Source organism: Halorussus amylolyticus (assembly GCF_004143485.2).
Classification (GTDB): Archaea; Halobacteriota; Halobacteria; order Halobacteriales; family Haladaptataceae; genus Halorussus; species Halorussus amylolyticus.
Genome location: NZ_ML974130.1, coordinates 635,992 through 656,887, shown reverse-complemented (window position 1 = coordinate 656,887; position 20,896 = coordinate 635,992). Strand labels below are relative to the sequence as shown.

The 20,896-nt window shown below is 63.2% G+C and carries 19 protein-coding genes; 9 read left to right on the top strand and 10 right to left on the bottom strand.

Features of this window, described 5'->3' with window-relative positions:
• Positions 1-384 precede the first annotated feature (384 nt).
• Positions 385-1,314 (top strand): HFX_2341 family transcriptional regulator, encoded by a 930-nt coding sequence (locus tag EKH81_RS03255; protein WP_132057778.1) that lies wholly within the window; start codon positions 385-387, stop codon positions 1,312-1,314.
• A 4-nt stretch (positions 1,315-1,318) separates the two neighbouring features.
• Here EKH81_RS03255 and EKH81_RS03250 read toward each other — a convergent pair whose 3' ends face one another.
• The 3 genes from EKH81_RS03250 to EKH81_RS03240 are packed head-to-tail and all read right to left on the bottom strand — an operon-like array spanning position 1,319 to position 2,763.
• Complete coding sequence (locus tag EKH81_RS03250) at positions 1,319-1,657, bottom strand: hypothetical protein (protein ID WP_132057779.1); 339 nt, start codon at positions 1,655-1,657, stop codon at positions 1,319-1,321.
• Positions 1,658-1,703: 46 nt separating this feature from the next.
• Entirely contained in the window at positions 1,704-2,057 is a 354-nt protein-coding gene (locus EKH81_RS03245; protein ID WP_132057780.1) for a MarR family transcriptional regulator, read from the bottom strand.
• Positions 2,058-2,094: 37 nt separating this feature from the next.
• Complete coding sequence (locus EKH81_RS03240) at positions 2,095-2,763, bottom strand: DUF1405 domain-containing protein (protein WP_132057781.1); 669 nt, start codon at positions 2,761-2,763, stop codon at positions 2,095-2,097.
• Positions 2,764-3,303: 540 nt separating this feature from the next.
• Here EKH81_RS03240 and EKH81_RS03235 point away from each other — a divergent pair.
• Entirely contained in the window at positions 3,304-5,091 is a 1,788-nt protein-coding gene (locus EKH81_RS03235) for an acetyl-CoA carboxylase biotin carboxylase subunit (protein ID WP_132057782.1), read from the top strand.
• Positions 5,092-5,494: 403 nt separating this feature from the next.
• Complete coding sequence (locus EKH81_RS03230; RefSeq protein ID WP_132057783.1) at positions 5,495-6,514, top strand: biotin--[acetyl-CoA-carboxylase] ligase; 1,020 nt, start codon at positions 5,495-5,497, stop codon at positions 6,512-6,514.
• Positions 6,515-6,582: 68 nt separating this feature from the next.
• Here EKH81_RS03230 and EKH81_RS03225 read toward each other — a convergent pair whose 3' ends face one another.
• Both EKH81_RS03225 and EKH81_RS03220 read right to left on the bottom strand, forming a co-directional pair.
• Entirely contained in the window at positions 6,583-7,971 is a 1,389-nt protein-coding gene (locus EKH81_RS03225; RefSeq protein ID WP_132057784.1) for an FAD-binding oxidoreductase, read from the bottom strand.
• A 203-nt stretch (positions 7,972-8,174) separates the two neighbouring features.
• The gene (locus tag EKH81_RS03220; protein WP_132057785.1) at positions 8,175-9,158 is read right to left on the bottom strand and encodes a bile acid:sodium symporter family protein; all 984 of its coding nucleotides are present in this window, start codon (positions 9,156-9,158) and stop codon (positions 8,175-8,177) included.
• Between the two features lie 284 nt (positions 9,159-9,442).
• On the opposite strand from EKH81_RS03220, the gene EKH81_RS03215 reads away from it, so the two are divergent.
• Positions 9,443-10,978, top strand: a complete 1,536-nt coding sequence (locus EKH81_RS03215; RefSeq protein WP_132057786.1) for a matrixin family metalloprotease — start codon at positions 9,443-9,445, stop codon at positions 10,976-10,978.
• Positions 10,979-11,260: 282 nt separating this feature from the next.
• Here the strand turns inward: EKH81_RS03215 and secY are convergent, their stop codons facing one another.
• The gene (secY, locus tag EKH81_RS03210) at positions 11,261-12,721 is read right to left on the bottom strand and encodes a preprotein translocase subunit SecY (RefSeq protein WP_132057787.1); all 1,461 of its coding nucleotides are present in this window, start codon (positions 12,719-12,721) and stop codon (positions 11,261-11,263) included.
• 181 nt (positions 12,722-12,902) lie between these two features.
• Here secY and EKH81_RS03205 point away from each other — a divergent pair, with 181 nt between their 5' ends.
• Positions 12,903-14,105, top strand: a complete 1,203-nt coding sequence (locus EKH81_RS03205; protein ID WP_132057788.1) for a sugar phosphate nucleotidyltransferase — start codon at positions 12,903-12,905, stop codon at positions 14,103-14,105.
• A gap of 1 nt (position 14,106) precedes the next feature.
• Entirely contained in the window at positions 14,107-15,912 is a 1,806-nt protein-coding gene (gene glmS, locus EKH81_RS03200) for a glutamine--fructose-6-phosphate transaminase (isomerizing) (protein ID WP_132057789.1), read from the top strand.
• 27 nt (positions 15,913-15,939) lie between these two features.
• Here glmS and EKH81_RS03195 read toward each other — a convergent pair whose 3' ends face one another.
• Positions 15,940-16,335: a PIN domain-containing protein gene (locus EKH81_RS03195; RefSeq protein WP_132057790.1), complete on the bottom strand. Its 396-nt coding sequence runs from the start codon at positions 16,333-16,335 to the stop codon at positions 15,940-15,942.
• Positions 16,332-16,565: an antitoxin VapB family protein gene (locus EKH81_RS03190; protein ID WP_132057791.1), complete on the bottom strand. Its 234-nt coding sequence runs from the start codon at positions 16,563-16,565 to the stop codon at positions 16,332-16,334. Before EKH81_RS03190 ends, EKH81_RS03195 begins: the two co-directional genes overlap by 4 nt.
• A gap of 165 nt (positions 16,566-16,730) precedes the next feature.
• On the opposite strand from EKH81_RS03190, the gene EKH81_RS03185 reads away from it, so the two are divergent.
• A complete protein-coding gene (locus tag EKH81_RS03185) occupies positions 16,731-17,996 on the top strand; it encodes an MFS transporter (RefSeq protein ID WP_132057792.1) in 1,266 nt (421 codons plus the stop codon).
• Between the two features lie 92 nt (positions 17,997-18,088).
• On the opposite strand, the gene EKH81_RS03180 is transcribed toward EKH81_RS03185, so the two are convergent.
• Together EKH81_RS03180 and EKH81_RS03175 are read right to left on the bottom strand one after the other, a co-directional pair.
• Positions 18,089-18,568: a hypothetical protein gene (locus EKH81_RS03180; RefSeq protein WP_132057793.1), complete on the bottom strand. Its 480-nt coding sequence runs from the start codon at positions 18,566-18,568 to the stop codon at positions 18,089-18,091.
• Entirely contained in the window at positions 18,568-19,065 is a 498-nt protein-coding gene (locus EKH81_RS03175; RefSeq protein ID WP_132057794.1) for a DUF4330 domain-containing protein, read from the bottom strand. The genes EKH81_RS03180 and EKH81_RS03175 overlap by 1 nt, the downstream gene beginning before the upstream one ends.
• A gap of 231 nt (positions 19,066-19,296) precedes the next feature.
• Between EKH81_RS03175 and pdhA the strand changes: the two genes are divergently transcribed.
• Together pdhA and EKH81_RS03165 are read left to right on the top strand one after the other, a co-directional pair.
• Positions 19,297-20,415, top strand: a complete 1,119-nt coding sequence (gene pdhA / locus EKH81_RS03170) for a pyruvate dehydrogenase (acetyl-transferring) E1 component subunit alpha (RefSeq protein ID WP_132057795.1) — start codon at positions 19,297-19,299, stop codon at positions 20,413-20,415.
• 96 nt (positions 20,416-20,511) lie between these two features.
• Positions 20,512-20,886, top strand: coding sequence for a VOC family protein (locus tag EKH81_RS03165; protein WP_132058218.1), 375 nt, complete (start codon positions 20,512-20,514; stop codon positions 20,884-20,886).
• Positions 20,887-20,896: the final 10 nt, after the last annotated feature.

Here is a 20,896-nt window from a genome sequence, read left to right as displayed (position 1 = left end):
CCGGCTTTTTCTCGGATTTGCGAGCGCGGCGCTAAATTGTGCCGCGCTCGGTGACACAGCCGCCGGAATCGGCCAGTGACACAAACCACCGAAAACAGCCGACGACGCCATCCACCGGAAATCGGTCGGTGACACAGACCACGGTTTGGGTGGACTGAAAGGGGCCGCCCGGTCGCGCCCGAAGGGCTTGGTCGTCTGAGCGACCCCTATCCGAGCAAGCGCCTCCGGCGCTTGCTTGGATATGTCGTCTCAGCGACCGCGAGCGGGCGGGGGCTTTCGAGCTGTTCTCGGCGTCGTCTTCCGTGATTTTCGGTTGATGAAAGAATTTACTGAGCCGCCGACTCACGTAATGACATTCATAACGCTTCCGACGAACTACCACACATGCAAACGCACGTCGTTCCGGTCGGGTTCGACTACGACCGACTCATCGCCCCGCTCGTGCGCGACCAGTTGGACGTGGACCGCGTCATTCTCCTCGAAGGCGCGGTCGGGAGCGAGGCCAACGTCGAGTACTCCCGACACCTCTCCGAAAAGCTCGAACAGGACTTCCGAAACCTCCTCGGTGCGACCACCGAGCGCGTCGTCGTCTCGGACGTGTACGACTACGACACCGCGTTCGAGCAGGCCTACGACCTCATCAACGCCGAACTCGACGCCGGACACGAGGTGTGGGTCAACATCTCCTCGATGCCCCGGACCGTGAGTTTCGCGTTTGCGACGGCGGCCCACTCGGTGATGGTCGAGCGCGAGGACGACCGCGAGAAGATTCACACCTACTACACCGCGCCCGAGAAGTACCTCGAAACCGAACTCGCCGAGGAACTCCGACGGCAGGCAGACCTGCTCGAAGACCTTCGGGAGGACGGGGAAGGTGACGAAATCGACCGAACCGAAGACCGGGACGACCGAATCGAGAATCGACTCGACAGCGCCCGAAACCTCCTCTCGGAGTTCGACGAGCGGGGCACCACCATCGGCGCGAAGGAGGTCGGCGACGGCCACATCGTGGAACTCCCTGTGGCCTCCTTTTCGAACGTCAAGCCCTTCGAGGAGGTCATCCTGTTCAAACTCGGCGAGGACGGCGAGTTCGCGTCGGTCTCGGAGTTGGCAGAGGCGCTCGCGCGCGAACTCAACGAGGAGTACACCGACAGCTTTCGGTCGAAGGTCATCTACAACGTGGACCGGTTGGGACCGGGCGGCAAGGGGTACATCGAACAGGAGGAACGCGGGAAGTCGTATCGGACGAAACTGTCGCGCATCGGAGAGCTGTGGGTCCGAGCGCACGCGGACGGGGAGCCTGGAAGGGAGTAGCCGTTCAATTCGGCGCGAGGTAGTAGACGACCGCCTCCGAAACGCGGTCGACAACCGAGTCGCGGACGCTCCCTTGCCCCCGAACGATAACGCTGTGTTTCATCGTCATCGGAACCCACGGACTGACGTACCACCGGTCCGAGAGTCCCCCGACGACCCAATCGGACTGCGTGACGCGTACCGCGGACTCGCGCTCGGTGGTAGTCATGAGCGTACAGACGTACTCCTCGCCGTGGAAGGGGTGTCTCTCGGTACTCAACACCAACCACGGTCGGGGGTTCGACCCCGACCGAAACGGGTCGGTCCCCCACACGACGTCGCCTCGCTCGAAGGAGTCTTGCATCTCGGGGCGAGTTGCCTCGCTTTCGGACAAAAACCTTCGCCAGAGATTACTTTCGAGGGTCTACTGCGTGTGCTTCCCATTCGGATGCGTCCTCCGGCGGATAGCGGTCGTCAGCCACTGCAAAGCCGTGAGCCACTCCAGCGAGCGACCCGATTCGGCTCTCGTCGCCGATGGCCCAGTATTCCCCGCGATGCTCGACCAGATTGTGCGCTTCGAGGTGGCGGAGAAGTACCCCGAGTCGGCCGTCCGGAACGCTCGTCTCGTCGCCAATCTCGCTCTGCGTGAACGCCTGTCCGTCGTGTCCGTCGAGAAACGAGAGAATGCGTCGCTCCGCCGAACCCGCCGATAGGTCGAGCGTCGCTTCGGAAAACGTTTCGAACTGCTTTCTGCTGACGGGCATGCGAAAAGATTGGTCGTAATCGTACAAAAATGTGAGGTCAGTCGGCTTCCAACTTCTTCACCCGCGTCGAGAGCGCCAGAAACGTCGCCGCGAGGGTAAGGACGACCGCCCCGGCGGCCGCCACGTCGTGGGCGGCGAGCGAGTGGTCGTACACCGCACCGGTCCACTCGGCCGGAACCGTGGTGTGGTGGGGCTCGCCCACGATTGGGACGAAGTAGTCCACGAGGTCGTTGAAGCCGTACCAGACGACCGCGACCCCGACCGCCCACACTGGAAAGTCGCTGTAGCGGTGGATGAGGAACGCCTCGGCGACCATCCCGAGGTGGCTCCAGAACAGGAAGTTGTACATCGCCCAGTGAAGGTACGAGAAGTCGGATTTGAACGCGAGCAGGACATAGGGCGTCCAGAGGCCGAGTTTGATACAGCCGAAGAACGCGAGCGCGTCAAGCCACTTCTGCTGGCCGCCGAGTTTCCAGAGTGCGAGGCTCCCCGCGATGAACAGCGTGGCGACGGGGCTGTCTGGCACGAACGGCCACATCACGACCGGCTCGAAACTGAACTGCGGGAGGTAGTAGTAGAAGCCGAACGCGGTCCCGACGAGGTTGACGGCGACGATAGCCCACGCGTACCGCAGGCCGAAGTCCTCCAGCCACTCGGGAAGCGGCGCGACGTACCGCGGCAGGTCCTCGCGGCGCGGAAGCGACATATGCGGCGTGTCTCACGACCGGCGCAAAGCTTTGACGGTGTGGGACTTGATTTGGGGCGACTTCTCTCAGGCGTGAATCGAGACGTTTCGGTTGTGTTCGCGCCTTTCGAGAGACTTCTGCACCCGCACCGAGACGCTAGCTTTTGCGCCTACAACGAGGTACTAGCTACTTCCGGTGCTTGTGAATCCCATGCCTTTCGAGAAACTTCTGTATCTGCATCGAGAAGCTAACTACTCCCGGTACATATGAGAACCGCACCGTACAGCACCGTACCGCACAGCGACCGCACCGCGCCCCCGTACCTCCCCGCGTGTGCGCTCGGTCGCGGCCGCACTGCAGACGCGACCGAGCGAACGGCGCGTCCCGTGGTCCGTGAAGATTCTCGAAACCGTGGGTGGACGGTCCCCAAGCCGTGTTCGGTCTCGATGCTCGAAGTAAGAGATGATACCACTCCCCAAAAATCCGTCCGAAGAGACGCTCGAACTATTCATCCCGAACCGACAGAATGAGGTATCCCACCCGAATATTTGCCGGTAACAATGTTCGACAAGGTTCTCGTCGCCAACCGAGGCGAAATCGCGGTCCGCGTGATGCGGGCGTGCGAGGAGTTGGGAATCGACACCGTCGCGGTCTACAGCGACGCCGACAAGGACTCCGGACACGTCCGGTACGCCGACGAGGCGTACAACGTCGGCCCGGCCCGCGCGGCCGAGTCGTATCTCGACCACGACGCGGTGGTCGATGCCGCGAAGAAGGCCGACGCCGACGCCATCCACCCCGGGTACGGCTTCCTCGCGGAGAACGCCGAGTTCGCCGCGAAAGTCGAGGAGACGGCGGGCGTGACGTGGGTCGGTCCCACCGCGGAGTCGATGGAGCAACTCGGCGAGAAGACCAAGGCCCGGAAGGTGATGCGCGAGGCCGACGTGCCCATCGTGCCCGGCACGACCGACCCCGTGTCCGACCCCGAGGAAGTGGAGGCGTTCGGCGAGGAACACGGCTACCCCATCGCCATCAAGGCCGAGGGCGGCGGCGGCGGTCGCGGGATGAAGGTCGTCCGGAGCGAGGCCGAGGTCGAGGACCAACTCGACTCCGCCCAGCGCGAGGGCGAGGCGTACTTCGACAACGACTCGGTGTACCTCGAACGCTACCTCGAATCGCCGCGCCACATCGAGGTCCAGATTATCGCGGACGAACACGGCAACGTCCGGCACCTCGGCGAGCGCGACTGCTCGCTCCAGCGCCGCCACCAGAAGGTCATCGAGGAAGGCCCCTCGCCCGCGCTCTCGGACGCCCTCCGCGAGGAAATCGGCGAGGCCGCACGTCGGGGTGTGAAGGCCTCGGACTACGTGAACGCCGGGACGGTCGAGTTCCTCGTCGAGGACGGACAGTTCTACTTCCTCGAAGTCAACACCCGGATTCAGGTCGAACACACCGTGACCGAGGAACTCACGGGCATCGACATCGTGAAGTACCAACTCCGAGTCGCGGCGGGCGACGAACTCGACTTCGCCCAGAACGACGTGGAACTGGAGGGCCACGCGATGGAGTTCCGAATCAACGCCGAGGACGCCGCCAACGACTTCGCGCCCGCGACGGGCGGCACCCTCGACGTGTACGACCCGCCGGGCGGCATCGGCGTCCGGATGGACGACGCGCTCCGGCAGGGCGACGACCTCGTGACCGACTACGACTCGATGATTGCGAAGCTCATCGTCCACGGGGCCGACCGCGAGGAGTGCATCGCGCGCGGTCGCCGGGCCCTCGCGGAGTACGACATCGAGGGCGTCGTCACCATCATCCCGTTCCACCGGGTGATGCTCGAAGACGACGCCTTCGTCGCGGGCGAACACACCACGAAGTACCTCGACGAGGAGATGGACTTCGAGGCGGTCGAGGACGCCCAGGAGAAGTGGGGTTCGACACAATCGTCGGACGGCGACGAGGAAACGGTCGAACGCGAGTTTACGGTCGAGGTCAACGGCAAGCGATTCGAGGTTGACCTCGAAGAGCGCGGCGCGGCCGCGATTCCCGCGGGCAACCCAAGTTCGGGCGGTCAGAAGCCCGAGCCAGCGGGCGGCGACTCCGGAAGCGACGACGCCGAAATCGACGGCGACGGCGAGCGCGTCACCGCCGAGATGCAGGGCACCATCCTCGACGTGAACGTCTCCGAAGGCGACGAAGTCGCGTCGGGCGACGTGGTCTGCGTCCTCGAAGCGATGAAGATGGAGAACGACGTGGTCGCCTCGCGGGGCGGCACCGTCACGCAGGTCGCGGTCGGCGAGGGCGACAGCGTGGACATGGGCGACGTGCTCGTGCTCATCGAGTAATCGCAGTCGTTTCTCGTTTTACGGCGTTTTCGTCTCGCCGAGTCTTCGGACTCTCCGTGCTCGGTGACACAGATCACGGGAAACACCATACCAACCAATCTACGTGGGCGGGACTGAAAGGGGCCGCCCGGTCGCGTCCAGTTCAGTCGTCTGAGCAGGCCACTATTTCGGGGCGTGCTGTGCGGAGAGCCCCGAAATATCCTGCTCAGCGACCGCGACCGGGCGGGGGCTTTCGAAGAGTTCACTGCGGCCTCTCCAACAGCGCAAATGGGTCCGGTGATTTCGAAGATGAGTCGTAGCCACGTCGTACGCGGTGCGTAGCGATAGAGCAAACACTCCTGAACCGACTCTTGTCTCGGTCACAAACGGACCATTCTTTTCCTCGTGGGGACTACCCTCGCGCATGAACGACACGCGCCGGGCCGTCCTCGACGCCATCGCCGACGGACCCGTCCGGGGTCCCGCCCTCGCCGACGACCTCGGGGTCTCGCGCAACGCGGTCTGGAAGCACGTCGAGGCGCTCAGAGAATCCGGATTCGAAATCGCGAGCGACGACGCGGGCTACGACCTCCTTTCGGTGCCCGAGTACGGCGGCCCGGCCGTCGAGTTCGGCCTCGACGCGCCCTTCGAAGTCGAGTACCACGACGCCATCGGGAGCACGAACGACCGCGCGCGCGAACTCGCGGGGGAAGGTGCCGCCGACGTGGTGGTGCTGGCCGACGAGCAGACCGGCGGGCGGGGCCGTCTCGACCGCGGGTGGTCGTCGCCGAGCGGCGGCGTCTGGGCGAGTCTGGTCGTCCGGCCCGCCCTGCCCCCGGCCCACGCTCCGGCGCTGACGCTGGCGGCCGCCGTGGCCGTGACCGACGCCGCGCGCGAGGCGGGCGTTCCGGCCGAAATCAAGTGGCCGAACGACGTTCTCGTGAGCGCCGCGAGCGAGAGCGCGTCCGAGCGCCGCTCGGACGCGCGCTCGTCGGACTCACCCTCCTCGGACGCGCGCTCGGGGGAGGACGAAGCCGAACGGGGCGGCCGAAAGCTCGCCGGAGTCCTGACCGAGATGGAGGGCGAAGCCGACCGCGTCTCGTGGGTCGTCGTCGGAACGGGCGTGAACGTCAACGTACCCGAAGAATCGCTCCCCGAGGGCGCGACGAGCGTCGAACGCGAGGTCGGCACAGTGGACCGCCGGGCGTTCGTCCAGCGACTCTTGGAGCGATTCGACGACCTCCGAGCGGACCCCGAAGCGGCCCTCGACGCGTGGCGCGACCGGGCGGCCACGCTCGGCCAGCGAGTGCGCGTCGAGCGCGACGACGGCGATATCGTCGGGCAAGCGGTGGACGTGGCGTTTCCCGGCGCGCTGGTGGTCGAGACTGACGAGGGGCGGGTTCGAGTCCACGCGGGCGACTGCGAGCACCTTCGGCCGGTGTGAGTTCGAGAGGACAGTTGGAAAGCGAGTCGGTCGTACCGTTAGGTCGGCGCACAGCTCACGGCAGGCGTCTATACGTCGTCAGGGAATATCTTTCCGGGATTGAGTATCCCGTTCGGGTCGAAGGCGGTCTTGATCGACCGCATCGTCCCAACGGCCGCGGGACCGTGTTCGGCGACGAGATAGTCTCGTTTGCCGACGCCGACGCCGTGTTCGCCCGTCGCGGTGCCACCCAGTTCGATTGCGCGCTCGACGATTTTCTTCGAGAGGTGTTCGCCCGTTTCGACCATCTCTGGGTCGTTCGGGTCGACCATCACGAAGTAGTGGATGTTACCGTCGCCAGCGTGTCCGAAGCAGGGAATCATGATGTCGTGTTCCGCGCCCAGAGTTTTGATGTAGTCGACGATGTCCGGGAGCGCGCTGATGGGAACGGTGACGTCACCCGGCGTGAGCGGCGACAAGTCCGGGTCGTACGGTTCTACCGCGTCTGCGAGCTCTCGCCGGGCTTCCCACAACTCGGCCATCGTTTCGTCTTGAGCCGCAATCTCGAAGGTCTCGACGCCGTGAGATTCGAACAGCGACTTGCAGAACTCGACTTCCGTCTCGATATCGTGATTCGCGTGGAACTCGAGGAAGACCATCGGCGAATTCGGTAGGCCGGTGTCCAAGACCGTATTGGCGATTTCGGCGCTCAACGAATCTATCAGTTCTATCTTCGCAACGTCGACGCCCGACCGGACGGCGTCGAAGACGGCATCAGCGGCGTCACCGAGATCGGCGAACGTGGCTCGTCCTGCCCAGACTTGCTCCGGGCGACCCGCCAACTGCAACGTGAGCCGCGTAATCACCGCGAGCGTGCCTTCGCTGCCGACGAGGAGGTCGAGCAGGTTGTAGCCGGACGAGGTCTTCGCGGCTTTACTTCCCGCGGTGATTACCTCGCCGTTCGGGAGGACGGCCTCGACCTCGAGGAGCCAGTCGGCGACTTCTCCGTACTTGACCGTCTTCATGCCGGACGCGTCGTTCGCTATCATACCGCCGAGCGTCGAAATCTTCCCCGAGGACGGTAGCGACGGTAACACGAGGCCGTAGTTTTCTATGGCTTCGTTGACCTCGTCGCCGTAGATACCCGGTCCGACGTCGACCTGGAGGTCGTCAGGGCGGATGTCGTAGACGTCGTCCATTCGCGTCAGGTCGAGGGTGATGCCTCCCTCAAGCGGAACGGGATTCCCCTCGAGGCTCGTTCCCGCAGCGTACGGCGTGACGGGGATACCACGCTCGTTGGCTCCGGCGAGAACGGCCGAGACATCGTCGGTACTCTCCGGCCAGACGACGATGTCCGGTTGACTACCGTCGTCGCGGTTCGTTCCCCAGTCGACCGCACGTTCGCGTCGGTCTGCATCCGTGACCGAATACTGGTCGTCAGATAATCGCGACCGGATGAAATCAAAATCGTCCGACATAGTATCCGTATTGTATGAAAGCGCATTAAGTATGCTGGTTAAATCCTTCCGACTCCATTGAAGTTGGAACGAAGTAGCGGCCAGGACCGCAGTCTTCGACCCTCGTTAGAGAAGGTTTTCGCAGTCCCGTGGCTCGAAGCGACGAAGAACAGTGCGTATCGGAAATCGAATTTCGGACGGTAGTGTTCGAATCCGTCGACCGGCTAGGTCTCTGTCTGTGCCGTCGTCTCGTAGAGCGCCTCCTCGTCCTGGCTCGCGAAATACGTCGCAACTATCGGTCCAACAATCTGGTGGAGGACGACTGCGAGCGCCGGAACGAGAGCGGCCAACGGCGTGAAGAACGCAGTTGCGAGTGCGACGGCCAGCGCGCTGTTCTGCATGCCGACCTCGAACGAGAGCGCTCGCGCCCGATCCTCGGCCATGTTGGTCGCGATACCGGTTCCGTATCCCGCCGAGAGACCGATAGCGTGGTGAATCAACACCGCGACGATGACGAGCGCGCTCGCGGTCAGCAGATTTTCGACGTTCGCGCCGACGACCGCACCGACGATGGCGACGATTGCCAGAACGCTGATGGCAGGGAACACCGTGAGTCCGGCGGCCGAGACCGTCGGTGCGTGTCGGTCGAGAGCGTATCGAAGAACGAGTCCGAGGAGCACGGGAATAACGACGATGAGGAAAATCTCCTGGAACATCTGCGCGAAGGTGACCTGAATCTGCTCGCCGACGAAGACGATAACCCACACCGGCATGAGCACTGGTGCCACCAACGTCGTTAGCGACGTCACGGTCACCGAGAGGGCGACATCGCCCTTCCCGAGATACGTGTAAACGTTGGACGCCGTTCCTCCCGGCGCAGCACCGAGGAGGACCAGTCCAATTCCAATTTCTTCGGGTAACGACAGTCCCACAACCAGCGCGTACGCTGAGACAGGCATAATCACCCACTGCGCGACCGCCCCGAGAACTACGTCGCGTGGCCGTTCGACGATTCGCACGAAGTCCTCGAGGGTCAGAGTCAGTCCCATTCCCAACATTACGACGGCTAGAAGCGGCGAAACGTATTCGCCGATCCACGCGAAATTATTCGGGCGAACGAACGCAAGTACCGCCACGACGACGACCCAAAGAACGAACAGTTTACTGATTAATTCGCTGACCTTTTTTGCTTTGTCCAATAAAGCCATCTGTCCCTACGGGAGAACTAAATCACGATATACCTATCGAAAGCATTAGTATGCAGAATTACAAAAATATTTAATTCTATATGAAGAAGATTTATTTTATGTTCGCTAGCTATCTTCCCGGGCGTCTTGGAGGCTATCGGTGTCCGTGTCCTGCACTCGGGTCGCGGTCACAACGCTGTTGAAATCCGGCGGAGGTGAACGACACGCTCCGGAGACCGTTCTCCTCGCCTCGGTTTTTGACTTTTATCGGAACGTTTTTGATTTTCTATTAGGCTCTGTATCCCATGGACCGGCGCTCACTGCTCGGAGCAATCGCAACGGCCAGCGTCGCAGGGCTGGCCGGATGTGGAAAATTGACCGAGGGAGACGGGGCTACCGACACGGATTCACCGATCGAGACAGAGACCGAAACCGAGACCGAGACCGAGACCGAGACCGAGACCCCTGAGCCCGACCCGGAAATCGTCGAAGCAGTGATCGAGGTAATGGAGGAACGAAGCGAGGACTTCCGAGTTGACACCGACATCGACGACGCGCCGGAGGCGTTCCGGGCGACACTCAAGGACGACGGGAGCTACACCGAGAACGGCCGGGCGTTCGTCTCCCGGTTGGAACGCATCGAGGAGTCGCTGAGTCTCGAAATCGCATTCGGTTTGTCGGTGTCGGTCTTGCCGTTCGACGAGATTTCCGAGGAGGACCTGACGGTCGTCGACAGATGGCTGAACTCCCCGAAGGAGTTCCAAGAGCTAGCGTTCATGGCGGGTCCCTCGACCGGTGCGTTCGACGGCCTCGTCGGGGGACTCATCGATTCGACCGGCGACGGCATTCGCGACGGGCTCTACATCGGTGTCCTCCCGGCGGGTGTGAGACTCATCACCGAACCAACCCCGAAAGTGGCCGAACGAGTCGAAGACCTGAGAGACGACGGTTACACCGAACAGTCGCTCGAATATCTCGGCGAGGTGGTACGGTGCCGACAGTATCAGGAGGACGAGTACGGCGAATGGCACCAAGCGGAACGAATGGGACTGTTGTCCGACGCCACCGAAAGCGGGGAGATAACGGACGAAGAGCTGTGGGGAATCCGAAACGACAGCGACAACCGACTCATCAACGCACAGGCCGAGGAGTTCGGCAGCGACCCGGAAGAGACGGACACGTCCGGCGACGGCTTCGACGACCACCTGCTGTGGCTCTTGCAGGAGGAGTTCGACTACGACGTTCACCCGACGGAACCGAACGTCTTCGTCGAGGTGGCCTCCGTCGAGGGCGTCGACCCGCTCACCGAATCCGAGCGTCAAACGCTCGTTGACTTCTTCCGCGAGGAAGCCCCGGAGGAGCCTATCCACCTCCACCTCTGGGAGGGCGCAAACGACGTCGAGCCGTTCGATGACGGAGACGAATTCGGACGAGTTGCGGCCGATACCGCCGAACGGGACACGTTAGGCCACCACTTCATGTTGCTCACCGACCGTGAGTACGAAATGGAGAACGTCGAAGAGGACGAACTCTCGGGGTACAATACCCGAAGTATCAGCTGGGTAGACGGGTCACTCTCGAAGGGATCCGAACGCGTCTCGGTCGCCGTTCACGAACTCGGCCACTCGCTCGGTATCAGTTCGAGTTCCTTCGACGGCGTGGACTCGGAGACCTACTCCGCTCAGGAGTACGACAGTGTGATGAACTACAATCAGGACGACATAACGTTCAACGAGGGGGAACCGTTCGACGACTGGGAACGAATACGAGAAGTCACGTACGGTCACATCGATCTCGATCTCTCCGGCCTCGAACGGGCGTGGGAAGAAGGGTCGACGTAGATATCGAGAGACCCCAACAGATTAGTCCCCGGTAGGGCCCTCTCCGGCCACTCGGTTCGGAGCGTAGGGATGTTTTCGACGGTGTAGAGGCGTGTCCAGTCGAGGTCATAGGCATTGTTCAATTAGCCAATTTTGAATTAGTCTATTCTGAGATAGGCTAAGTTAACATCAAAAGGGAGTCAAATTCGGTAGCCGAAGCCGAGTTTCGCCGACACGCCGCGCCGAGTCAATAGTTCGACTGCCTCGACCACACGCACGGGACCGTTCAGATGACGTTCATCACTACCCGAACATGTCGCGCATCATCGGGTGCATCTCCATCAACTGCTCTTCTGCGATTTCCTCGTAGAGCTTGTACGTGATGGAGACCGTCAGCAGGAGGCCCGTCCCGGAGACGTCGCCGATGGTGCCGAGCATGTTAGCCATGACCGCGAGCAGGCCGACGAGCGCGCCGCCGATGACGGTGACTTGCGGGATGTAGCGCTCCATCACCTTCTCGATGACGCCCGTGTTCTGGCGGAAGCCCGGAATCTGCATCCCGGAGTTCTGAATCTGCTTGGCGGTCGCCTCCGGCCCCATGTCGGTCGTCTCGACCCAGAAGATGGCGAATATCGCGCCGCCGATGACCATGAACGTGAGGTCGACCGCGACGCGGAGCATGATTTGCCACGGCTCTTGGGCGGTTCCGGTCCACCACATCCACTGGCCAGGCGACTGAATCGGCGCGAGGTAGTAGAACAGCCCGCCGGTCGGTTGGGCGCTGTTCTGGGAGTACTGGCCGAGCCACGCGGGCATGTTCGCGAGCTGGCTGTCGAGGATGCGGCCGAGGAACTGGAGGTTCATCTGGAGCGCCCGAACGAGAATCATGGGCAGGACGCTCGCGTAGATGAGCTTCACGGGGAATCGACCGCGCGCGCCCTTGACGCGCGCGTGACTGAGCGGTATCTCGACGCGCACGCTCTCTGCGTACACGACCACCGCGAAGATGAACACGGTCGTGATAATCGCGAGGATGCCGCCCTCGCCCGTGAACAGGAACTGGATTCCGGCGGGAGTCAGCACCGACGGCATATCGACGCTTCCGGTGATGATACCTATCCACGTCGCGATGAGGCCGTTTCGCTCGCCGAGTCCCGGCCACGCGAACAGGCCGCCGATGAGTCGCTGGCTCACGCCCGCGATGATGAACAGGCCGATACCGGAGCCGACGCCCCACTTGCTCACGATTTCGTCCATGAACAGGATGAGGATGCCCCCGACGAATATCTGGGCGAAGATGAGCCACTTGACGCCCACGAGACCGATACCGAGGCTCTGGGCGACCTGCGGGTCGGCGGGCAGGAAGCCACCGGCGAACACCATCGGGAAGCCGGTGAGGATGACCATCACGACGACCAGTAGCTTCTGGAGGCCCTGATACAGCACCTGGTCGCGCGGGTCGTCGGTGTCGAGACCGAGCAGGTCGGCACCGCCGAGCAGTTGGAGCACGATGCTCGCAGTGACTATCGGCCCGATGCCGAGTTGGAGAATCGTCCCCTGTCCACCTGCCAATATCGACCGAAACTGACCGAACACGTCGGCGGACTCGTTCGCGCCGTACAGGAAAATGTTGGTCAGGAAGAAGTACAGAACCAGAATCCCCGCAGTCCACCCAAGCTTTCGCTTGAAGGGGACGTGGCCCTCCGGGCGTCGAACGGAGGGCATCCGGGTGAGGACTGGTTCGGCCGTCTCTTTCCAACTCATATATCGCAATACATCGGACGGGGGCTTGTATGTGCTTCGCTTTGTACCCCGAAAAATCGGCGTGCGATACCGTCCCACGACCGATGAAACGGCTCGGTTTCGGCGTCGTTCGACTCGGGTTTCGTTCAAATCCACCCGAAAAAGCCGAACCTTGATACCGTTTCTTGGTGTTATGCCATCCATGACAGTTCGCGCCGCCATCGTGTTGGCCGCCGGAGAGGGGACGCGTCTCCGGCCGCTTACGCGGAATCGACCCAAGCCGATGCTTCCGGCCGCAGACCGACCGATTCTCGAACACGTTTTCGACGCGCTCATCGGCGCGGGCATCGAGCGCCTCCACGTCGTCGTCGGCTACAAGCGCGACCGGGTGCAGGACCACTTCGGGCCGACCTACCGGAACGTCCCCATCGACTACGTCGTCCAAAAAAAACAGCTCGGGAGCGGTCACGCCCTGCTCGGGGCCCGCGAGAGCGTGGCCGACGACGAGGGCTTTCTGGTGGTCAACGGCGACCAAATCATCGAACAAAAGATGGTCGAGGACATCCTCGACGCCTTCGAGGACGACGGCGCGAGCACGATGCTCGCAGTGACCGAGCGGGCCGACGTCTCCCACTACGGCGCGGTCGTGACCGAGGGCGACCGCGTGACCGACCTCGTCGAGAAGCCCGACACCGACGAGTACCGCCTGCTCAACGCCGGGGTGTACGCCTTCGACGCCTCCATCTTCGACGCCGTCGAGGAGACCCCGCGCGTGCAGGGCGAACTCGCGCTGACCGACACGCTCGTCCGCCTCATCGACCGGGATTCGACGGTTCGCGGCGTCACTACCGAAGGGTTGTGGGTGGACGCGACCTACCCGTGGGATTTGCTCGACGTGGCGCGCGAACTCCTGCTGGGCGGGCGCGTCACCGAACCCGAGCGCGCCGACTCGGTCTGGGTCGCTGACAGCGCGACCGTCCACGACGACGCGACCCTTCAGGGTCCCGTCGTCGTCGGTCCCGACTCGGAGGTCCGACCCGGTGCGGTGGTCGGGCCGTTCGCCGCGGTCGGCCGGAACGCGACGGTCGGCGCGAACGCCGTGATTTCGCGGTCGGTGTTGGACACCGACACGCGCGTCGGGCCGAACTCGACGCTCCTCGACTGCGTGACCGGGCAGGGAGTCGCGCTCGGCGCGAACGCCACCGTCTCGGGCGGGCCGGGCGACGTGCGCGTCGAAGACAGGGTGTTCGAGGACCAACCGCTGGGCGCGCTGCTGGCCGACCGCGTGCGCGCGGACGGCGCGGTCAGCTTCGACCCCGGCACGCTCGTCGGTCCGGGTGCCCGCCTCCACACCGGCGTCTCCGTATCCGAAAATATAAGCGAGCGCGCCGAGGTGTATCGCTGACATGTGCGGTATCATCGGCTGCGTGGGCCGAGACGCCGAAACCCTCGACGTGCTGCTCTCGGGTCTCGATAGCCTCGAATACCGGGGCTACGACTCGGCGGGTGTCGCGCTGGCCAACGGGTCGGTCGCGGTCGAAAAGCGCGAGGGCGAACTCGGTCACCTCAAAAACGCGGTCGCCGCTGGCGGCGACACGAGCGACCTCCGCGGTCCGGCGGGAATCGGCCACACGCGGTGGTCCACCCACGGCCCGCCCTCCGACGAGAACGCCCACCCGCACACCGACTGTGCGGGCGAGGTGGCGGTCGTTCACAACGGCATCATCGAGAACTACGACGAACTCAAAGCCGACCTGCTCGACGCTGGCCACGAGTTCGACAGCGACACCGACAGCGAAGTCGTCCCCCATCTCGTCGAGGATGCGCTCGCCGACGGCGCGACCCCCGAGGAGGCCTTCCGAGCGGCGGTCGCCCGATTGGAGGGGAGCTACGCGCTCGCCGCGGTGTTCGGCGACTCTGAGGCGATTCTGGCGACTCGCGAGGGGTCGCCGCTCGTCCTCGGGGTGGCCGACAACGCCGCCTATCTCGCGAGCGACGTGCCCGCGTTCTTGGAGTACACCGACCGCGTGGTGTACCTCGACGACGGCGAGTTCGCGCGACTCGAATCCGGGTCGTGGACTGTCACCGACCGCGAGGGGCGACTGCTGGAGAAGTCGGTCTCGCGCGTCGAATGGGACGCAGAACAGACCGCAAAGAGCGGCTACGACCACTACATGCTCAAGGAGATTCACGAGCAACCGCAAGCCCTTCGAAAATGTCTGCGCGGGCGCGTGGACGAACTCACCGGGACCGTAGACGTGGACGCGCTCGCGGGGTTGGCGGCCGAGTCGGTCCAGTTCGTCGCGTGCGGGACGAGCTATCACGCCGCGCTGTTCGGCGCGCAGTCGCTTCGAGAGGCTGGCGTCCCGGCGCAGGCGTTCTTGGCGAGCGAGTACGCGACATCGCCGCCGCCGGTATCCGACGGGACGCTCGTCGTGGGAATCACGCAGAGCGGCGAGACTGCAGACACCCTCTCTGCGCTCCGGGAAGCCAAGAACCGGGGCGTCGAGACGCTAGCCATGACGAACGTCGTGGGTTCGACCGCATCTCGGGAGTGCGACCGCACGCTGTTCATCCGGGCCGGGCCGGAAATCGGCGTGGCCGCGACCAAGACGTTCTCCTCGCAGGTAGTCGCGTGCAATCTGCTGTCGGCGTCGCTTGCCGAACAGGGCGACGCGCGCGACGTGGTCGAAGCGCTCCGCGATTTGCCGGGGCAGGTCCAAGAGATTCTGGACTCCTCGCGGGCGGAGCAGGTCGCCGAGCGGTTCGTGTACAGCGAGGGCTACTTCTTCATCGGCCGAGGCCATCACCACCCGGTCGCGCTCGAAGGCGCGCTCAAGATGAAGGAAATCACCTACGAGCACGCCGAGGGGTTCCCGGCAGGTGAGTTGAAGCACGGACCGCTCGCGCTCGTGACGAGCGAGACGCCCGTCTTCGCCGTGGTGACCGGCCGCGGGGAGAAGGCGACGAAGACGATAGGGAACGTAAAGGAGGTCGAAGCGCGCGATGCCCCGGTCGTCGCAGTCACGGACGGCGTCTCGGAAGTCGAACGGTACGCGGACGCGGTGCTGGAGATTCCCGAGACTCACCCGCGAGTAGCCCCGGTGCTGGCGAACGTCCAGTTGCAGTTGGTGGCGTACTTCGTGGCGAAACAGTTGGGGCGGTCGATAGATAAACCGCGGAATCTGGCGAAGAGCGTGACGGTGGAGTGAGCCACTGAGTTGAGATTCACGACTCAGTCAGTACGTTTCGACTTCCAGACCGGGAATTCGCTCGAAGTGGTCGACGTTTTTCGTGAGTACGGACTCGTCGTGAACGACGCCTGTCGCTCCGATAATCTCGTCACCGGGGTCGTTCAACGGGCGTCCGTCGCTCGATAGGTGGCCAGCAATGCGGCCCGCTTTTCGCGCGATTTCGGGAGTAACATCGTAGATTTCTTTCGTTTCTAGTACAGCGTCGACCGCGTCTTTCTCCCGCTGAGGCGTATCGACGTACCCGACACCCCAGTACAGTTCGTAGAGCGTCATCACGGAGAGACGTTCGGGGATACCTTCGCGGGCGAGAGTGTCCGCCTTCGTGAGCGCGTCCGAGTCTTGACGTGCGATATCTTCGACGAACGATGTGTCGAGTATCACTTGTCGTGCTCCTGCGTTCGTCGGTCGGCGTACGTTTCGTAACTCCTCGCTCGCGCACTTCGAATCTCCGAAACCTCGTCGTCGGTGAAGAGACCAGCAAGGTCGCTAATCGGTCGTTCGCTAGCTAATCGTTCGACGGCCTCCGAGAACGTCTCGTCGTCGTGCTTGCGCCTTTCGAGAGTTTTGTACGCATCTTCTGTGAGTCGAACGCTTTTGTACTCCGTACTCATCTGTATACATTTGTATACGCGAGAATATGAGTGTTTCCCCTGTCAGAGGGTGAGCGCAGATAAATCCGAACCCGGAGGTTTCGTTGAAAAGGCTCCGCTTTCCTTGCCTCAAAGACGGGGTTTTACCGTTCGAAACTCGGAGACCGGAATGGAGTAATCTCTCGTATGCCGATACGTGTCGCCGACCGACTCGGAAGCCTTCGCCGTCTGGGAAGCGAACTCTGGAGCGGCGGTCGCGGGCCAGTGCTCGCCGCCGTCGCAGGTGGGTGGTTCCTCTCGCTGGGCGTCCGGATGATTTACCCCGCGGTACTGCCCCAGTTGCGAGACGCCTACGGACTCGACCTGACGACTGCGGGGATGCTCATCACCGCCCTCTGGGTGGCGTACGCGCTCGGCCAACTTCCCGGCGGGATACTCGACGACTGGCTCGGAGGCGGGCGAATTTTGGTCGTGAGCACCGGCGTCTCCGCGCTCGCGCTGGCATTCGTCGTCGTCGCAGACTCGATCGGCGTGCTGTTCGGCGCGACGATTCTGTTCGGGTTCGCGACCGCGCTGTACGGTGTTGCGCGATTCACCATCCTGACGACGACGTATCCCGAGCGCGGCGGGACGGCAATCGGCCTGACGATGGCCGCCGGGGACTTGGGGAACAGTCTGCTCCCGCCGGCCGCCGGCGCGCTCGCGGTCGCGCTCGCGTGGCAGTTCGGCTTCGGACTCGCGATTCCGCTGTTCGCCCTCGCAGCGGTCGGCATCTACGTCGTGGTTCCGGGCGACGGGAATCGTTCCGAAGCAGACGAGAGTGAGGTGGAAGAAAGCGAGTCGAACGAAAACGGCGAGTCGGAACCAAACGGCTTCCTCAGTACGCTTCGCCGAATGGGCGAGTCGATGTGGCGTCGGCCGGTGCTACTCGTCATCGCCATTCAAACGCTGAGCTACTGCATCTGGCAGGCGTTCACGGGATTCTATCCGACGTACCTCGTGGAAGTGAAGGGGGTCGCGCCGACGACGGCGACGGTCCTGTTCGGCGGATTCTTTGCACTGGGTATCGTCGTCAAGCCGGTCGCTGGGTCGGCCTACGACGCTCGCGGGGTTCGAAAAGTGCTCCCGGTCCTGCTGGTGTCGATGACCGCCGCGCTGTTTTTGCTTCCGCTGGTCGATGGGTTCGCGGGAGTGGTCGCCGTGACCGCGCTCGCGAGCAGCATTCTCGGGTACGGGACCGTCACGCTCACGTACCTCACCGATTCGTTCCCCGACGAGATTCAGGGCACTGGGTTGGGAGCACTGCGGACGGGCTACATGCTGGTGGGTGCGGGGAGTCCAACCGTCATGGGCGTGTTGGCGGACGCGGACTACTTCGACGAGGCGTTCTTCCTGTTGGCCGGTGTGGGCGCGGTTACGGCCGTGTTGTCAGTGTTGGTTTCGGAACGGTGAATTCGGGGACGATAGAGGAGATGAAGTACCGATACGCCTCTACATCACAATTACTCTGCCGAGCGTTCGAACATAGAGGCGTAGAACGCGAGTTACTCCCGACCGTGCTCCTCAGGCGACCTCGGCGGCTCGAGCGCGGCCGCGAGTAGACTCACGGTTCGAGAGTCGGCGACCCACGTCCAAACCGGTGCGGCTTTGACGCGTTCGGTCGCTCGGCGGACGAGCGACCCGAGCCAGATACGTTCGACGAGCGGGGCAAGTCTGTCAAGGACCGCGATGAAGGGTCCGACCGTGTGCGTCTCGCGGAGGTCGATAACGATCACGTCCGGGTCGGGTTCCTTCGTGAGCCAGCGGTAGACGAAGGAGTGGCGAATCCAGCGTTCGAGCATTCGGAACGCCCCAACGAGTCGTGAGGTTTCGGTCGCAACGTCGAATCGGCGTCCGAGGGCCGCACCGAGTCGGACGAACCACGATGCGGCGACCCACGCGCGGAGCTGAGAAGATGCGCCCCTAACGAAGGCGACGATTGCCGAGTGGTCCGCGTAGCTCCGAGTGGACTGTTCGGTGGACATCAGCTATCGGACTGGAGTTTCGTGACGGTTCCCTCGACGGTAACGTGGCCGAGGTCGAGGCTCAGTTCGCGGCCGATTTCGAGCGGTTCGTCCTCGTACAGAATGTCTCCATCTGTCTCGGTCGTGTTGAGCGCGAGTTCGAGGGTGACGGTTCGCTTCTGGGGGTGTTCGCGCTCGTGGAGTTCGCCGTTTTCGTCCTCGACCACGACTTTGCTGGATTCTGTGGACTTGCTCTCGACAGCGTCGATGGTGTCCGAGTCGATTTCGCCTTCGGGAATCGCATCGGCGACGTAGGGCTGGACGCCCGTGATTTCGAAGGTGATGGATGTGGTGGTGTTGATTGGTTCGTCAGTCGCTGAGCTTGTATTCGGTTGGTCGCCCGTACCGAGGACGAACGCCGCGCCCGCAGCGGCGACCGCGAGGACGAGCAGGACGACGAGCGCGTCGATGATGTTGACGGTGCCGAAGATTCGGCCCTTGTCGTCGATGAGAGGCATGGATGGTGACGTGTTTGGGAGTTTCGAAAGGGCAGTCGCTAAACTGTTGTGTTTCTCGAACATCACTCGTGCAGAGCTTGGTCGAGGATCTCCTCGGTTTCACATTGCGTACACGTGCCCTGAGATGTCCACGTTGCTACGTTCGTTTCGAGAGGCGACAAGTAGGAGACGGACGCGGCCTGCCACCACCCCGTGTTTCTTGTACTCGGTCTCCGATATGACCGGTATCGAATGACGCACACAGACGAACTGCTATCGCGTCCGCCGGACGACCGAATTCAGGTGCTCGACTCCGACGGTCGCGTCGTCGCCCCCGACCTCGTGCCGGACCTCGACGACGAGACGTTCGTGTCGATGTACCGCGACATGCGGTTCTGCCGACGGCTCGACGAGCGCGCGATTAGCCTCCAGCGCCAGGGCCGACTGGGAACGTTCGCCTCGCTCGCCGGTCAGGAAGGGTCTCAAATCGGCTCGACGTACGCACTCGCCGACGAGGATATCATCTCCTATCAGTACCGCGAGCACGGAGCCGTCGTCGCCCGAGGATTCCCGTGGGAGTACTTACTCTACTGGGCCGGTCACGAACGCGGAAACGCGGCGCTCGCCGACATCAACGTCTTCCCGCTCAACATCACCATCGGCGACCACCTTCCCCACGCGGTCGGACTCGCGTGGGCCGCGAAACTTCGGGGCGACGACCGCGTGACGGTCGCGCACTTCGGTGACGGCGCGACCAGTGAGGGCGACTTCCACGAGGCGCTCAACTTCGCGGGCGTGTACGACGTTCCGGCGGTGTTCGTCTGCAACAACAATCAGTGGGCCATCTCGGTCCCGCGCGAGCGCCAGACCGCGAGCGAGACCTTCGCTCAGAAAGCTCAGGCGTACGGCTTCGAGGGCGTGCAGGTGGACGGCATGGACCCGCTCGCGACGTACGTGGTGACGCGGGCCGCCCGCGAGAAGGCGCGGGAGACGGCTGGCGACCGCCCGCGACCGACGCTCATCGAGGCGGTCCAGTACCGATTCGGTGCCCACACCACCGCCGACGACCCCTCAGTGTACCGCGACGACGAGGAGGTCGAACGCTGGCGACAGCGCGACCCGCTCGACCGGTTCGAGACGTTTCTTCGGGACACGGGTCGGCTCGACGACGACCGAGTGAGCGCGATGGACGACGAAATCGAGGCCGAGCTTGCGGAGGCTGTTGAACGATTCGAGGCGTACGATGCCGACCCGGACGATATGTTCGAGGATACGTACGCCGAGCCGACCGACCGGCTTCACGACCAGCGAGCGTATCTGCGCTCGCTGCGCGAGCAGTACGGCGACGAGGCGCTGTTGGAGGACGAGTAGGGGGAGGTGTCTATTTTGTTGGAAGAGTGATTTTTCGTACGGGCCGTCTTCCGCCTCGGAGTGAGGATTTACTACCCTCCAGCCTGTGGCCGTCGTATGGATGTTATCCACGCGGCTATCTGGGTGTCAGACATGGAAGGAGCCCGCGAGTTCTTCGTCGACGGCGTCGGACTCTCGGAGAACTGGTCGTTCACCCTCGACGGCGTCGAGAACGTCTACGTCGGTGGCGACCGCGGCGAAATCCAACTTCGCTACGACCCCGACCGGGAAGTTCCTGAGACGGACCGTTCGAGACTCGACCACGTGGCGGTGTCCGTTAACGATACGGACGCTGAGTTCGAGCGAATCGTCGACGCGACCGATTGTGACGTGGTGGAGCCGCCGACGACCATCGACGCTGCTGATGCGCGGGTAGCGTTTCTGGCAGGGCCTGACGGGTACGTCGTGGAGTTGGTCGAGGACCTCGGGTGAGCAGATTAAC